Here is a 14,720-nt window from a genome sequence, read left to right on the forward strand (position 1 = left end):
AGAGAGTTTGCGCCGAGTTCGCCTTCGTCGCGGAAAATCTCCCGCATTCGACGGGAACGACCACGTCGGCAAGGGTTCGGCGCTCGCAGGAGGTACCTTCACAGCATGTCCACTCCACCTACCGCAGCGCCGGGAAGACCGTTCGGGCGCGTGCTCACCGCGATGGCCACCCCCTTCGACGCCGACGGGGCGCTGGACCTGAAGCGGGCGCAGGAGCTGGCCGAACACCTCGTGGAACTGGGCAACGACGGTCTCGTCGTGAACGGCACGACGGGGGAGAGCCCCACCACCACCGACGCCGAGAAGGCCGAGCTGGTCCGCGCCGTCGTCGAAGCCGTCGGTGACCGCGCGACGATCGTCGCCGGGGCGGGCACGAACAACACCGCGCACAGCATCGAGCAGGCGAAGCAGGCCGAAGCGGCGGGCGCCCACGGCATCCTCGTCGTCACGCCGTACTACTCGCGGCCCAGCCAGGCCGGGCTCTACGCGCACTTCACCACGGTCGCCGACGCCTCCGGCCTGCCGGTGATGCTCTACGACATCCCGCCGCGCTCGATCGTGCCCATCGAGGTCGACACGCTGCTGCGGCTCGCCGAGCATCCGCGCATCCTCGCGGTCAAGGACGCCAAGGGCGACCTGATCGCCGGCTCCGAGGTCATCGCGAACTCGCAGCTCGCCTACTACTCCGGCGACGACGGCCTCAACCTGCCGTGGGTCTCGGTCGGCGGCGCGGGCGTGGTCAGCGTGATCGGGCACGTCGTGGCGGGCCGCATCCGCGGCATGATGGACGCCTACGAGTCCGGTGACACCTCCACCGCGCGCACCAACCACCGTGGCATGCTGCCGGTCCTGCGGGCGATGTCCCGCGTCGGCGGGGTCGCGTTCTCGAAGGCGGCCCTGAAGCTGCGCGGATTCGACATCGGCGACCCGCGGCTGCCCATCGTGGCCGCGAGCGACGAGCAGCTCCAGGCGATTTCCGCGGATCTCGCCCAGGGGGGCGTGCCGCTCGGCGAAAGCGCCGCCAGTGACTGGCATGGTGCACGAGTGGCACAAGCAGATTCAGCGGCGGCCTACACGGCGCCGACCTCACATACCAGCGTAGGGACCATGCCTCGGTGAGTTCATTGCCAACCGGACCCGGACCGACCACCCCGCCGCCCGCGCTGCCCGAAGGCGCCTTGCGCGTGGTCGCGCTCGGCGGGATCGGCGAAGTCGGCCGCAACATGACCGTCTTCGAATTCGACGGCCGTCTGCTGATCGTCGACTGCGGGGTGCTCTTCCCCGAGGACGACCAGCCCGGCGTCGACCTGATCCTGCCCGACTTCCGCGCGATCGAAGACCGCCTCGAGGACATCGACGGTCTCGTCCTCACCCACGGGCACGAGGACCACATCGGCGCCGTCCCGTTCCTGCTGCGGCTCGTGCCGGACCTGAAGATCTACGGTTCCCGGTTCACGAACGCGCTGCTCGCGGCCAAGGCCAAGGAACACCGCCAGCGGCCGAACCTGATCGAGGTCCGCGAGGGCGAGCGACGCAAGGTCGGCCGGTTCGACCTCGAGTTCTTCGCGGTCAACCACTCGATCCCGGACGCGCTCGCGGTGGCCATCCGCACACCCGCGGGGGTCGTGCTGCACACCGGCGACATCAAGCTCGACCAGCTCCCGCTCGACGGCAGGCTGACCGACCTCGCCGGGTTCTCCCGGCTCGGCGACGAGGGCGTGGACCTGTTCTGCGTCGACTCGACCAACGCCGAGGTGCCCGGTTTCGTCATGCCGGAACGCGACATCGGCCCGGTGCTCGACGACGTCGTCCGCAAGGTCGGCCAGCGGGTCATCGTGGCCTGTTTCGCGAGCCACGTGCACCGGGTCCAGCAGGTGCTCGACGCGGCCGTGCGGCACGGGCGCCGGGTCGCGTTCGTCGGCCGGTCGATGGTCCGGAACATGGGTATCGCGGCCGATCTCGGCCTGCTGAACGTGCCCGACGGTCTGCTGGTCAACCTCGACCAGGCCAGTGACCTGCCCGAGGGCAAGGTGCTGTTCGTGTCGACCGGTTCGCAGGGCGAGCCGCTGTCGGCGCTGTCGCGGATGGCGCGCGGCGAACACCGGCAGATCTCGATCCGCGCCGGCGACACCGTCGTCCTGGCCAGCTCGATGATCCCGGGCAACGAGACCGCGGTCTTCGGGGTCGTCAACGGCCTCACCCGGCTCGGTGCGAACGTCGTGCACCAGGGCAACGCCAAGGTGCACGTGTCCGGGCACGCGTCGGCGGGCGAGCTGCTGTACCTGTACAACGCGGTGCGCCCCAGCAACGTCATGCCGGTGCACGGCGAGTGGAAACACCTGCGCGCCAACGGGGAACTGGCCGTGCGCACCGGTGTCGCGCCGGAGAACGTGGTGATCGCCGAGGACGGTGTCGTGGTCGACCTCGTCGACGGCAAGGCCACCCGGACCGGCCGGGTCGAGGTCGGGCACGTGTACGTCGACGGCCTCTCGGTCGGCGACGTCGGCGAGTCGACCCTGTCCGACCGGCTCGTGCTCGGCGAGGGCGGGTTCATCGCCATCACCGTCGCCGTGGACACCAGCACCGGCCGCGCCGTGACGCGGCCGACGGTGTCGGGACGCGGGTTCTCCGACGACCCGAAGGCGCTCGACGCCGTGGTCCCGATGGTGGAGATGGAACTCGCCAGGACCGAGGCCGAGGGCATCACCGACACGCATCGCATCGCGCAGGCCGTGCGCCGCGTCGTCGGCCGCTGGGTCGCCGACACCTACCGGCGCCGCCCGATGATCGTGCCGACGGTCATCCCCGTCTAGTCCCGAACGCGCGTGAAGGCCCCCTTTACTCGGCTCAGCCGAGGGAAGGGGGCCTTCACGCGCGAGTGGCGGCCGCGAGCAGCAGTGCGAAGGCGACCGTGATCGCCTGGCCGAAGAGGGCGTTGCGCGCTTTGCGCTGTTCCGCACGGGTGGGCCGGTTCATCACGAATTCCCCCGGTTTCGAGTGTTTTCCTTACCGGGCAAGTGTTTCGCGAGCCACTCGGGGGCACCTCCCGCCTCGGTGGGGTTTCTCTACGCCGAAAGTCGTAGCCTTCCCCTAGGGGTGCTCTCGGCGTACCCTCGGACGCTCCTCGAGCCCCATGCCGGGAGAGCCGATGGGACGCCACGCCACCAGCCGGACCCGAAGACGGATACTGCTCCCGCTGCTGGCGCTCGCGCTGGCGGCCGTGCTCGGCGCGGCCACCTGGGTCGCCGTGGCCATGTCGCGGTCCGAACCCGACTGCGAGACCACGCGGGTGGTCGTCGCCGCGTCGCCCGACATCGCCCCCGCCGTCGCGGAGGCGGCGGGCGCCCTCGCTCTCGCGTGTGTCGCGTTCGACGTCCAGCCCCGGGAATCCCTCCAGCTGGCGCAGGAACTCTCCGGGACCGCGCCCAAGCCCCAGGCCTGGATCCCGTCGTCGACGCTGTTCCTGAGGCAGGCCACCGGTGTTCCGCCGTCGGGACCGTCGATCGCCAGTTCCCCGGTGGTGCTCGCGGTCGCGGAACCGGTCGCGCGAGCGCTCGGCTGGCCCCGCGAGCCGCTGACGTGGCCGGAAGTGCTGGGCCACGCCGGGATCGTCGCCGGAATGCCGGATCCGGCACGCGATCCCGTCGGAGTCTCGGCGCTGCTGGCACTCCGCGAAGTCACGAAGGGCGCCCCGGATCCGGCCGCCGCGTACGTCGCGTCGCTCCGGAAGTTCGCCGCCACCACTTCGGGTGCGACGGTGTTCCCCGCTCCGGAGAACGCGGTGCTACGGCACAATTCCGTGCTTTCCGAAGGCGAGACCGCGCTGGTGGCCGCGTACTCGCCCGCGGCCATGGCGCTCGACTATCCGTTCGTCGAGATCGCGGGGGCGACCCGGCGGCAGGCCGAGGCCGTCGCGGAGCTCAAGCGTGCCCTGCTCTACGGCGCCGCGACCGGCACGCGGTCCGAACTGCGTGCTCCGGGCGGGCAAGCGTTGCGGCTGACCGAAACCGATCGACGCGTCGAGGCACATGGGCAGCGCAGTGCCGAGATCCCGGCGGCCGCCGAAGTCGGCAAGGCGCTCAGCCAGTGGGCCGGCGTGAACGCGAGCGCCCGGGTCCAGGTGCTGATCGACGTGTCCGGTTCGATGAGCGCGCCGGTACCGGGAACGGGGAAATCCCGCCTGGCGATCACGCTGGAGGCGGCGGAGAACGCCCTGCACTTGTTCAAATCCACGTCACAGGTCCGTTTTCTGGCCTTCGCGACCAAAGTGGACGGTGAGCGGGACTACCGGGAGATCCTGCCGATGGCCCCGGTCGGGCAGCAGCTGGCGGCGGTCGATCGGTTGCGCGCCGTCCGCGCCGTACCGGACGGGCAGACCGGGCTCTACGACAGCGTCCTCGACGTCTACCGGCTGGCGCACAAGGAATTCGAGCGGGGGAAGCTGAACCTCGTCATCGTGATGACCGACGGCCGCAATACCGATCCCGGCGGCATCAGCCGCGAGAACCTGGTGGCGGAACTGGGAAAGCTGCGCGACCGGGAGCGCCCGGTGCAGGTGATCGCCATCGGGATCGGCCCGGACGCCGACGAGACCGAACTAGGGCAGCTCGTCGCGCCCGCCGGTGGACAGGCCTTCCTCAGCCGTGATCCCGCGAAGATCGAAGAGGTGTTTTACGGGGCTCTCGGCCGGATCGCCGGCGCTGGATGAAATACACGCCGAGGATCACCGCCAGGCTGATCAGGCTGAGGTAGAGCTGGGCCCGCGTGTCGTCGTCCACGAACAACATCGACGCGACCACGGCCAGCGTCCCGGCGAGGGTGAGCCAGCTGAGCCACGGGTAACCCCACATGCGCAGTTTCAGCCGTTCCGGCGCCTCGGCCTCCAGGCGGCGCCGCATCCGCAGCTGCGAGCCCGCGATGATCGCGTAGACGAACAACGCGACCGCGCCGGCGGAGTTGATGATGAAGTAGAAGATCTTGTCCGGGGACACGAAGTTCATCACCACGGCCACGTAACCGACCGAAGTGGACACCAGGATCGCCTTCCACGGGACGCCGCGCCGGTTCGTGTCCGCGATCCATTTCGGCGCCCAGCCGTTGCCGCGCAACGCGAACAACATGCGGGAAGCGGTGTACAGCCCCGAATTCAGCACCGACAGCACGGCCGTCAGTACCACCGCGCTGACCACGGTCTCGGCGGCGGGGATGCCGAACCGGCCGAACGCGGCGGCGAACGGGCTGGTCGTGGTCGGGATGTCACGCCAGCCGGTGATCATCACCAGCAGGGTCACGGAGCCGACGTAGAACACGATGACCCGCCACACGATCGACGAGGTCGCCTTGCGCACGGCGGCCTCGGGTTCCCGCGATTCGGCGGCGGCGATGGTGACGATCTCCGCGCCGAAGTAGGAGAAGATCACGATCACCACCCCGTGCACCACCGAGAACGGGCCGTTGGCGAGGAAACCGTCCTGCGCGATGTTGCCGACCGAGAACGAACCGCCGGGCCAGGCGCCGAGCACGAACAGGATGCCCACCACGAGGAACACCACGATCGTGGCGATCTTGACCGACGCGAGCCAGAACTCCGTCTCCCCGAACGAACGGGCGGAGGCGAGGTTGGTCGCGGTCAGCAGCAGCATCAGCGCCAGCGAGAAGATCCATTGCGGCACAACGGGAATCCAGCTCTGGAGGATCTTCGCCCCGGCGACGGCCTCGAACGCGACCACGCCGACCCAGAAGTACCAGTACAGCCAGCCGACGGTGAAGCCCGCCCAGCCGCCGAGCGACGTCCGCGCGTACTCCATGAAGGACCCTTGCGACGGCGAGGCGGTCGCCATCTCGCCGAGCATCCGCATCACCAGCACGACGATCAGGCCGCCGATGGCGTAGGAGAGGACGGCCGCCGGGCCGACGGTGTGGATGACCGCGCCGCTGCCGATGAACAGGCTCGCGCCGATGATGCCGCCGAGGGCGATCATCCGTACGTGGCGTTGCCGCAGGTCCGGGCGCAGTCCCGCTCGTTCGCGCGTGGTTTCGGGGTCCATGTCGCGGTTACCTCCTGTCGGAGCGTCGGCGGATCGCGGGATTGTCGCACCGTGGGCCGGGGAGGAAAAGTGTTTGCGCAACCCCAGGTGAACAGGCCGATGTGGACTCTGCCAACCTAGGCACTCCACCGCGCGTTCCGAGGAGCTCTTCGATGCCGCACGCCGTCCTCCGGTTCCTGCCCGCCGTCGCCCTGGCCGCCGTCGCGCTCGCGGGCTGCTCGGACGAGGCGCCCCAGTCGCAGACGGCGCCGCCCGGGTCGTCGCCGGTGGCGCAGCAGGCCGCCGTCCCGTTCAACGACGCCGACGTCGCCTTCGCGCGGCAGGCCCTCGCGCACCACCAGCAGGGCATGGATCTGGCTTCCCTGGCGGAAACCCGCGCGGCGAACGAACAGCTGAAGGTGCTCGCGAAGCGGATCATCGACACGCACGAACCGGAGATCGCGCGGCTCTCCGGGCTCATCGAGGCGTGGGGTCAGCCCGCGCCGGACGACCCGAACCTCGAACACGTCCAGCGCGACGGGTACGTCAGTCCCGGCGACATGGCGGAACTGGCCGCACTGTCCGGAAAGGACTTCGACCGCCAGTTCGTCACGCGGTTGCTGCGCCAGCGCGAAGCAGGCGTCCGCATCGCCGACGCCGAGACCCAGCACGGCCGCAACCCCGACGCTCGCGACCTCGCCGCGACGACTTCCCGTTCGCAGCAGCAGGAGATCGGCGACCTACGGGGCTTCCAGCAGGGTTGAGTCCGTCTGGACCACGTTGGAATTCAGCTGGACGATGTACGCGCCGGTCAGCAGCACCACCGCGCCGGCGGCCTGGATCCAGCTGAGCGCCTCGCCCAGCAGCAGCCAGGCCGCGGCGGCGGCGATCAGCGGCTCGACCAGCCCGACGACGCTCGCCACCGACGCCGGGAGATGCCGGAGCGCCGCCATCCCCGTCGCGTAGGCGAGGACGGTCGCGATCAGCACCAGCGCGATCAGCAACGACCACACCGGCGGCTCCCACGGCCCGAACGTCGCCGGCGTGTCGAGGACACCCCACGGGATCGTCCACGGCGGGGCGACCGCGCACACCAGTACCGCGCCGATCGTCATCCCCCAGGTGACCATGCCGAGCGGATCGCGGTCCGCGACACCGCGCTCGCCGAGGAGGAAGTAGCCCGCCGAACAGACGGCGGCGCCGAGCCCGGCGAGCAACCCGAGGACGTCCAGGCTGAGCCCCTCCCAGACCTGCGCGACCAGCACGAGCCCCGTCATCGCCAGCGCTATCCCCGCCCACATCGCCTTCGGTAGCCGCACGCGGCGCACGAACCGCACCCACAGCGCGATCAGCACCGGTGAGGTGAACTCGAGCAGGATCGCGATCCCGACCGGGATCCGGCCCGCCGAGAGGAAGTACATGAGCTGGACGCCCGCGACACCGAGCGAGCCGTACGCGAGCAGCAGCGGCCACTCGTTCTTCGCGACTTTGAGGAGCTTCGGCCGGAAAACGGCGACCAGCGCGAGCAACACGATCGCCGACAGCCCGATGCGGATCGCCGCGACCTGCTCCGGCGACAACCCGGCCTGCATCGCCGGTTTGCCCAGCACCCCCGAGGTGCCGAAGAAGAGCGCGGCGAGCAGGATCAGCGTGATGCCCCGGCCGCGATGCGCGACGTGCTGGCTGGGGGCGGCGGCGAGTTCGGCGGTCACGGCCGGAGGGTAGAGGCCGGGTGCCTGCGGGGCGACCCGTTTTCCCACCGGTTGGTCTTCGGGGCCCTGGCCGCGGATGGTCACCGGGCCGGTCCGTGAAGGCCTCCTTGAGGGGCTCTGGGTCCCTCAAGGAGGCCTTCACGGACTTGATGATCGCCACGTGCGTCCCATGTGCACCAGCAGTCACAGCGGCCGCGCGTGAAGGGCCCCTTCCCTCGGCTCAGCCGAGGGAAGGGGCCCTTCACTGCGTCTAGCGCAAGGAAGGGGGCCTTCACGTACTTGGCAGGCGAGCGGTCAGAAGGAGGTGCCGCCGTCGGTCCAGTTCGTCTGGGCGAAGTCCTCGTCGTCGACGGGGGCGCGACGCGGTTTGCGCGCGGGCTCCGGCTCCGGCTCCGGGGGAGCGGCGACCGGCTGCTCGGGCTCGGTGGCTTCGAGGGCCTGGGGATCGGGGGTGCCGTTCGGCCAGACACACGGGGAGGTGGCACCGACGTAGAACTTGCCGAGGTCGTTCGCCTTGATCGACATGTCGAAGGCATCGCCGGTGTTGCGGGCGAAGACGTACTGATCCGTCGGCCGGGAGTCGGTCAGGATCTTGAACGCGTGCGACTCCCACCACTGGGTGATCGCCGTGAAATGCTCGGCGAACCGCGCGGAGTCCAGGCCGATGACCTCGTAGGTCGCGGAGATCTCGAAGCGGCCCAACGGGCCTTTGTCGGTCGGGTCCGTGCATTCGGAGCGGTTCCGCGTGAACGGCTTCAACTCGGCACCGGCGGGCAACGCCGACAGCGCGCCTTGGATGTACTGCTCGACCTTGTCGCGAGCCTGCTGTTCGGTGATCGTCGATTCCATGTCGTCCCCACCTCCAGGGGAACAGGCCGCCGAGAACATCAGCGAGGCGAGGATGAATGTGAAGGCCCGGTTCACGTCGTCGGTTTCCCGGCGATGATCTGGCCGAGATTGTTCAGCGACGGGTTGTTGTCTTCCCAGTATTCGCTGTGCGCTTCCTTGCTGTACCCACCCCACCCGTCCGTCCCCGGCGCCGACGTGAACACCTGCCCGCCGAAGTCCGCGTCGGCCGGGTCCTGGCCGAGGATCGGGTCGTACCCGGCGATCTCGAGGTTCGCCAGATTGATCATGTCGTGCTCGGCCACGGTCGCGTGCACGTGCTTGCCGATCTCGTCCTGATCCACCCCGTCGAGATGCAGTTCGCTCACGTCGTGCGCGCCGACGCCGGGGCTCGCCACGAAGACGAGTTCGTCCGCGGCGAGGCCGCCGTCGACGGCCGCGTGCCCGACGACGGTCGTTCCGTAGCTGTGCCCCATCACCGTGTTGTGCGAGGGCGCGCCTTGATGCGTTTCCCTCAGCCCGTCTTGGAATTGCGCGAGCGCCGCCTTGCCGCCGTCGGCGTACTTGGGGCTCGCGGCGTCGGTTATCTCATTCGGTGCGTCGTAGCCGAGCCAGGTGATCACGGCGGTCGACGGGGAACCCGACGTGGTCGCCGCGGCCCACATTTTGTCGGACCGGTTGAGGTCGCCGCCGATCTTCGACAACTCGGAGCCGGTCCCCGGCACGTACGTCGCCACGTTCACCGCCGTGTCGGGATTCCCCGCCGAAACGATCGCCTTCCCGTCGCCGCCGGTGTCCAACCCCAGCAGGAACGCCTGCGGGTCCGACCGGTCCAACCTCTGTTGGATGGCTTCGAGACCCCTGAGTTTGGGATCGCCTTGGAGTCGCGCGATCTCGCGGGCGAGGACGGCGCGGTTGGCGGCGTCGCGGTCGGTCGCCGGGATACCGTCGAGATTCCCGACGAGTCCCGGATTTCCTTGCAGCAGAGCTACTTTCGCCGTGTCCGACAGGCTCGCCCACCACGCCTTGTTGTCCCCGGGGGTGCCGTTCTCCGGCGGGCCGATGATCGACAGGCCGCTTTGCGCGGCTCCGGCGTCGGCCGCTTGGGCGAGCGTGCCGCCACCCTGTTCGGTGATCTCGCCCCGCAGCGCGCGACGCAGGATCTCGGCGAAATCGGCGTCGACGTCGGCCGCGCGGCGCAGGCCTTGTTCGACCCTGTCCGCCAGTTCCGCCCTCACGCGCGGCTGGTCGGGCGACGGAACACCCGCGGGTGTGATCTCCCCGCCAGGGCCGATGGCCAGCCCGTTCCGTCGCGCCAGTTCGTCGGTCTCCCGCACGAACGCGACGATCCGGTCCAGCGCGATCTGCACCTCGTGCGCGCCCCGCCGGACCGCGGACGCCTGGGCGACGAGCCGCTCCAGGGTGGAGGTCAGCGATTCGCCCCGCGTCTTCGCGGCGGTGGCGGCGTCGCCGGTCCAGTTCGTGAAGCGTGCCATGGCTTCGACGTCGTCGTTGGCGGCGATGATCCGGGTGCAACCGTCGTTGAGCGCGTCGGCGACCTGGCCGATCGCGGCCGGATCCCACCGGCGCACGTCTCCCCAGGTGAGCATCAGACGGGGAGTTCCCGTGACGCCGCCAGTTCGTTGGCGCGGTAGCGGACGGCCGCCTCGTCGAGCCGTTCGGCGTAGTCGGCGGTGTTCCGCGCCCAGCCGGGCACCGCGCGGCTCCAGGCGTCCGCGAGCAGCCGCGCCGCTTCACCGGAAACGCCACCCGGCAAGCCGGTCGCGACGCCGGCGAGGGTGGCCGAGAGGTCCACCTTCCCGACGTCGGCCGAAGCCCGTTTCGCCGCGTCTGATGCCGCGCCGATCGCCGCCAAGGCCACCTCGTACCCGCCGGTCATCCCGCTTCCTCCCCGTAGCGTGACGCTGTGTGACCACCCTACGACGCGGGAGACGGACTTGCGGTTCCCTTCACCCGTCCTTGAAAAGCCCGTCGGCGACGTAGCGCGAGACGGTGGCGAGCCGCCGCCCCTGCAGACGAAGGGCGTCGAGGGCGAGGTCGTCGGGTTCGGCGGACTTGCGCGAGACGAACGAGCCGCCGTACGGATTGCCCGATTCGAGCAGGTGGGGGTCGGTGTAGCCGAGCGGCAGGACGATGGCGCCCCAGTGGTAGAAGATGTTGTTCGTCGCCAGCACGGTCGATTCGAGCCCGCCGTGCGCGGTGGACGCGGTGGTGAACGAGGTCGCGACCTTGTTCACGAGCTTCCCCTTGGCCCACAGGCCGCCGGTACTGTCCAAAAAGGACTTCAGTTGCGCGGCCGGGCCGCCGAACCGGGTCGGGCTGCCCGCCGCGAAACCGTCGGCCCACTCCAGGTCTTCCAGCGTCGCCGTCTCGTGGTGCGGCCCCGAGTCCACCCACGCCTGCCAGCGCGGATTGCTCGCCACCGCTCCGGGCGGGGCGGTCTCGGGAACCGTGCGGACGCGGACGTCGGCTTCGGCCTCGCGGGCGCCGTCGGCCAGCGCCGACGCCAGTTTCGCGGTGTTGCCGGTCGCGCTGTAGTAGACGACGAGGATGCGGGTGCTCACGTCCGCCGACCTTAGGCGAGCGTGAGCCCCCGTCTCAGGATCCGGAACTCAGTGCTTCTTCCAGGGGCTGACGGTGTCCGTTGGCCGCGTCGGGTCGTGGAACCGGGGCTTGTCCAGTTCGTCGCGGCGCAGCGGGACCAGGCCGTCGGTGATCGCCTGCATGATCTTGGCGTGCGCGCGGACCCCGGCGCCCGGCCGCTCGGGCTCGACCTCCGACAGGTCCACCGGCTCGCCGAAGTGCACCTTGAACCGCGGCCGCCGCATGGGCGCGCTCAGCCCGGACTTGGCGAGCGGCACCAGATCGGCGGGACCGTTGACGGTCTCCGTCCCCCAGTAGACGGCTTCGTGCGCGCCCCATTGACTGATCGGGATCACCGGCACCCCGGCGGCCAGCGCGAGCCGCGCCGCGCCGGTCTTGCCGCGCTCCGGCCACAGACCCGGATCGTGGCTGATCCGGCCCTCCGGATAGACGATCAGCGGGTCGCGAGTGGTCCGCAGCGCTTCGGCGGCCTCGGCGAACTGGCCGATGGCCGTCGATGCCTGTTTGCGGTCGACCCGCAGGTGGCCGCTGACCCGCAGCGCCGGGCCGATGACCGGCGCGTCGAGGATGCCGCCCGCCAGCATGAACCGCGGGTTGATCCCGATCCGTTTGCAGGCCGCCATCAGCACGAACGCGTCGAACACGCCGATGTGGTTGGCCGTCATGAGCAGGGGCCGCCGACGCAGTTCCGCCGAAACACCGCCGGTCACGGTGAGTTTGCCGACGAAGTTGACCAGCCCCCGGTCGATGTTCAGCATCGTGCGCCAGATGGCCGGGGCGCGGCGAGCCGAATTTTCATCCTGATGCAGCGCGAACATGCGCAGAGCATTTCATGAACGGCTTTTCACCCGGATGGCCGCTCAAGCTGTGACCTGAGACGAATGTTCCGGATGTGCTCCGAGTGGCGGCCGGGGCTGGAGGGTCGAGGCGGTTACCGTGGAGACATGGCTAGCGGGTCGACGACCAGGAAGCGGAGTACGGCGCGAAGCGGCGGCAGCAAGGGGCCGGCGCGAAAGCCGCGTACCCCGGCGAAGCCCAGGTCAACGGCTGCGAGGAAGCCCGCTCCACGGCGTCCGGCGCCGCGGAAACGCTCTTCCGGCACGTTCGCCAAAGGCGTGCGCGGCACCTGGAATCTGCTCGCGAAGGGCCTCGGCACCCTCGCGCGGACGGTCGGCCGCGGCCGCGAACTGGAACCCGAGCACCGTCGCGACGGTCTCGCCCTCGGTCTCATCGCACTGGCGCTGGTGATCGCGTTCGGCGTCTGGTGGCGGGCCGCCGGCCCGATCGGCGGCTGGGTGGAGCTCGGCACGCGCTCGCTGCTCGGCGCCGGAGCGGTGACGCTCCCGCTGGTACTCACCGTGGTGGCCGTCGCGCTGATGCGGTCGGAACCGGTGCCCGAAGCCCGGCCGCGGATGGTCATCGGCACCCTGCTGGTGGTCCTGGCGGTACTCGGCCTGCTGCACATCTTCACCGCGCTGCCCGAGACCAACGACGGCCGGATGTACGCCGGTGGCGTGATCGGTGCGTTCTCCGGTGGCCTGCTGACCATGGGGGTCACCACCTGGGTCGCCGTGCCGCTGCTGGTGCTGGCGCTGCTGTTCGGCACGCTCGTGTTCACCGGGACCCCGGTCCGGGAGATCCCGCACCGCCTGCGTAACTGGGGCCTCGACCCTGAGGAAATCGAGGAGGCCGAGGCTGAGCGCAAGGCCATCCACGAGGAACGCGACGCCGTCACCGAAGCCGACCCGAAATCGGTCCGCCTGCGGAAGCCGTCGCGGCGCCGCCAGGCCACGGGTGACCAGGAGGGCGAGCAACTCGACATCGAAGCCGCGCTGGCCGAGGCGCCGACGCCGCTGCGCGCGCCGAAGCCCGCACCCAAGCCTGTCGAGGAGAAGAAGCCGAAGAAGGCCGAGGCTCCGCTGTCGGTCACCAGGACCGTCGAGGGCGACTACAAACTCCCGCCGCCGGACCTGCTGAAGCTCGGCGACGCGCCGAAGTCCCGCAGCAAGGCCAACGACGCCATGATCGAGGCGATCACCGGCGTGCTGGAGCAGTTCAACGTCGACGCGCAGGTCACCGGCTTCACGCGGGGGCCGACGGTCACCCGGTACGAGGTCGAACTCGGCCCCGGCGTGAAGGTCGAGAAGATCACTGCGCTCACCAAGAACATCGCCTACGCGGTGGCGACCGACAACGTCCGGCTGCTGGCGCCGATCCCCGGCAAATCCGCGGTCGGCATCGAGGTGCCGAACTCCGACCGCGAGATGGTGCGCCTCGGCGACGTGCTGCGCGCGCCGTCGACGGTCAAGGACAACCACCCGATGGTCATCGGGCTCGGCAAGGACATCGAAGGCCACTTCGTCACCGCGAACCTGACGAAGATGCCGCATCTGCTGGTGGCGGGGTCCACCGGGTCCGGTAAGTCGAGCTTCGTCAACTCGATGCTGGTGTCGCTGCTCGCGCGGTCGACGCCGGACGAGTGCCGGATGATCCTGATCGACCCGAAGATGGTCGAGCTGACCCCGTACGAGGGCATCCCGCACCTGATCACGCCCATCATCACCCAGCCGAAGAAGGCCGCCGCCGCGCTGGCCTGGCTGGTGGAGGAGATGGAGCAGCGGTATCAGGACATGCAGGTCAACAAGGTCCGGCACATCGACGACTACAACAAGAAGGTGCGCTCGGGCGAGATCACCGCGCCGCCGGGCAGCGAGCGCGTGTACGCGCCGTACCCGTACATCATGGCGATCGTCGACGAGCTCGCCGACCTGATGATGACCGCCCCGCGCGACGTCGAGGACGCGATCGTCCGGATCACCCAGAAGGCGCGTGCCGCCGGTATCCACCTGGTGCTGGCGACGCAGCGCCCGTCGGTCGACGTCGTGACCGGCCTGATCAAGACCAACGTGCCGTCGCGGCTGGCGTTCGCGACGTCGTCGCTCACCGACTCGCGGGTCATCCTCGACCAGCCGGGCGCGGAGAAGCTCATCGGTATGGGTGACGCGCTGTACCTGCCGATGGGCGCCGGGAAACCGGTCCGCATCCAGGGCGCCTTCGTCGGCGACGAAGAGATCGCCGCGGTGGTGAACTTCGCCAAGGAGCAGGCGCAGCCGGACTACACCGACGGCGTCACCGCGGCGAAGGCGGGCGAGAAGAAGGAAATCGACTCCGACATCGGCGACGACCTCGACGTGCTGCTGCAGGCCGCCGAGCTGATCGTCACCTCGCAGTTCGGTTCGACGTCGATGCTGCAGCGGAAGCTGCGGGTCGGCTTCGCTAAGGCCGGGCGCCTGATGGACCTGCTGGAAAGCCGGGGGGTCGTCGGTCCCTCGGAGGGCTCGAAGGCGCGAGATGTGCTGATCAAGCCGGAGGAGCTGGAGTCGGTGCTGTTCATGATCCGCGGCGGCGGGGACGCGAACGGCGGCGACGTCTCCGACGACTGAACCGGTCCCTGGATGATGCTTCAGGCCGTTCTGTGCGGTTTACTGTCACAGAACGGCCTGAAACTTTG

Annotated in this window: 12 protein-coding genes; 5 read left to right on the forward strand and 7 right to left on the reverse strand. The window is 69.8% G+C overall.

The window, feature by feature from the left end; all coding sequences use genetic code 11:
- The first annotated feature begins 105 nt into the window (after positions 1 to 105).
- From dapA to AB8M46_RS34070, 3 genes are all read left to right on the forward strand, one after another.
- Positions 106 to 1,119, forward strand: a complete 1,014-nt coding sequence (gene dapA, locus AB8M46_RS34060; RefSeq protein ID WP_037343102.1) for a 4-hydroxy-tetrahydrodipicolinate synthase — start codon at positions 106 to 108, stop codon at positions 1,117 to 1,119.
- Complete coding sequence (locus AB8M46_RS34065; RefSeq protein WP_037343103.1) at positions 1,116 to 2,813, forward strand: ribonuclease J; 1,698 nt, start codon at positions 1,116 to 1,118, stop codon at positions 2,811 to 2,813. Before dapA ends, AB8M46_RS34065 begins: the two co-directional genes overlap by 4 nt.
- A 335-nt stretch (positions 2,814 to 3,148) precedes the next feature.
- The gene (locus AB8M46_RS34070; protein WP_394362871.1) at positions 3,149 to 4,708 is read left to right on the forward strand and encodes a VWA domain-containing protein; all 1,560 of its coding nucleotides are present in this window, start codon (positions 3,149 to 3,151) and stop codon (positions 4,706 to 4,708) included.
- Here AB8M46_RS34070 and AB8M46_RS34075 read toward each other — a convergent pair.
- Positions 4,638 to 6,047 (reverse strand): amino acid permease, encoded by a 1,410-nt coding sequence (locus AB8M46_RS34075; protein WP_394362873.1) that lies wholly within the window; start codon positions 6,045 to 6,047, stop codon positions 4,638 to 4,640. The genes AB8M46_RS34070 and AB8M46_RS34075 overlap by 71 nt on opposite strands.
- Before the next feature lie 152 nt (positions 6,048 to 6,199).
- Here AB8M46_RS34075 and AB8M46_RS34080 point away from each other — a divergent pair, with 152 nt between their 5' ends.
- Complete coding sequence (locus AB8M46_RS34080) at positions 6,200 to 6,790, forward strand: DUF305 domain-containing protein (RefSeq protein WP_394362874.1); 591 nt, start codon at positions 6,200 to 6,202, stop codon at positions 6,788 to 6,790.
- Here AB8M46_RS34080 and AB8M46_RS34085 read toward each other — a convergent pair.
- The 6 genes from AB8M46_RS34085 to AB8M46_RS34110 form a co-directional block, all read right to left on the reverse strand.
- Complete coding sequence (locus AB8M46_RS34085; RefSeq protein WP_394362875.1) at positions 6,767 to 7,738, reverse strand: EamA family transporter; 972 nt, start codon at positions 7,736 to 7,738, stop codon at positions 6,767 to 6,769. The genes AB8M46_RS34080 and AB8M46_RS34085 overlap by 24 nt on opposite strands.
- Before the next feature lie 294 nt (positions 7,739 to 8,032).
- Positions 8,033 to 8,587, reverse strand: a complete 555-nt coding sequence (locus tag AB8M46_RS34090; RefSeq protein ID WP_394362876.1) for a hypothetical protein — start codon at positions 8,585 to 8,587, stop codon at positions 8,033 to 8,035.
- A 71-nt stretch (positions 8,588 to 8,658) separates the two neighbouring features.
- Positions 8,659 to 10,194 carry an alpha/beta hydrolase gene (locus AB8M46_RS34095; protein WP_394362877.1) on the reverse strand — a complete coding sequence of 512 codons (1,536 nt, stop codon included), beginning with the start codon at positions 10,192 to 10,194 and terminating at the stop codon, positions 8,659 to 8,661.
- Positions 10,194 to 10,484 (reverse strand): hypothetical protein, encoded by a 291-nt coding sequence (locus AB8M46_RS34100; protein ID WP_037343115.1) that lies wholly within the window; start codon positions 10,482 to 10,484, stop codon positions 10,194 to 10,196. Before AB8M46_RS34100 ends, AB8M46_RS34095 begins: the two co-directional genes overlap by 1 nt.
- Positions 10,485 to 10,554: 70 nt before the next feature.
- Positions 10,555 to 11,169: an NAD(P)H:quinone oxidoreductase gene (wrbA, locus tag AB8M46_RS34105; protein WP_394362878.1), complete on the reverse strand. Its 615-nt coding sequence runs from the start codon at positions 11,167 to 11,169 to the stop codon at positions 10,555 to 10,557.
- Positions 11,170 to 11,217: 48 nt separating this feature from the next.
- On the reverse strand, positions 11,218 to 12,027 hold the full coding sequence (locus AB8M46_RS34110) for a 1-acyl-sn-glycerol-3-phosphate acyltransferase (RefSeq protein WP_063277180.1): 810 nt from the start codon (positions 12,025 to 12,027) through the stop codon (positions 11,218 to 11,220).
- Between the two features lie 297 nt (positions 12,028 to 12,324).
- Here AB8M46_RS34110 and AB8M46_RS34115 point away from each other — a divergent pair, with 297 nt between their 5' ends.
- Complete coding sequence (locus AB8M46_RS34115; RefSeq protein ID WP_037343129.1) at positions 12,325 to 14,652, forward strand: DNA translocase FtsK; 2,328 nt, start codon at positions 12,325 to 12,327, stop codon at positions 14,650 to 14,652.
- Positions 14,653 to 14,720: the final 68 nt, after the last annotated feature.

The organism is Amycolatopsis sp. SB7-3, from assembly GCF_041021335.1.
Classification (GTDB): domain Bacteria; phylum Actinomycetota; class Actinomycetes; order Mycobacteriales; family Pseudonocardiaceae; genus Amycolatopsis; species Amycolatopsis japonica.

Coding starts and splice junctions, on each gene's coding strand:
- AB8M46_RS34090 (WP_394362876.1), bottom strand. CDS start 8,587: ATGGAATCGACGATCACCGAACAGCAGGCTCGCGACAAGGTCGAGCAG.
- AB8M46_RS34110 (WP_063277180.1), bottom strand. CDS start 12,027: ATGTTCGCGCTGCATCAGGATGAAAATTCGGCTCGCCGCGCCCCGGCC.
- dapA (WP_037343102.1), top strand. CDS start 106: ATGTCCACTCCACCTACCGCAGCGCCGGGAAGACCGTTCGGGCGCGTG.
- AB8M46_RS34100 (WP_037343115.1), bottom strand. CDS start 10,484: ATGACCGGCGGGTACGAGGTGGCCTTGGCGGCGATCGGCGCGGCATCA.
- AB8M46_RS34075 (WP_394362873.1), bottom strand. CDS start 6,047: ATGGACCCCGAAACCACGCGCGAACGAGCGGGACTGCGCCCGGACCTG.
- AB8M46_RS34095 (WP_394362877.1), bottom strand. CDS start 10,194: ATGCTCACCTGGGGAGACGTGCGCCGGTGGGATCCGGCCGCGATCGGC.
- AB8M46_RS34080 (WP_394362874.1), top strand. CDS start 6,200: ATGCCGCACGCCGTCCTCCGGTTCCTGCCCGCCGTCGCCCTGGCCGCC.
- AB8M46_RS34070 (WP_394362871.1), top strand. CDS start 3,149: ATGGGACGCCACGCCACCAGCCGGACCCGAAGACGGATACTGCTCCCG.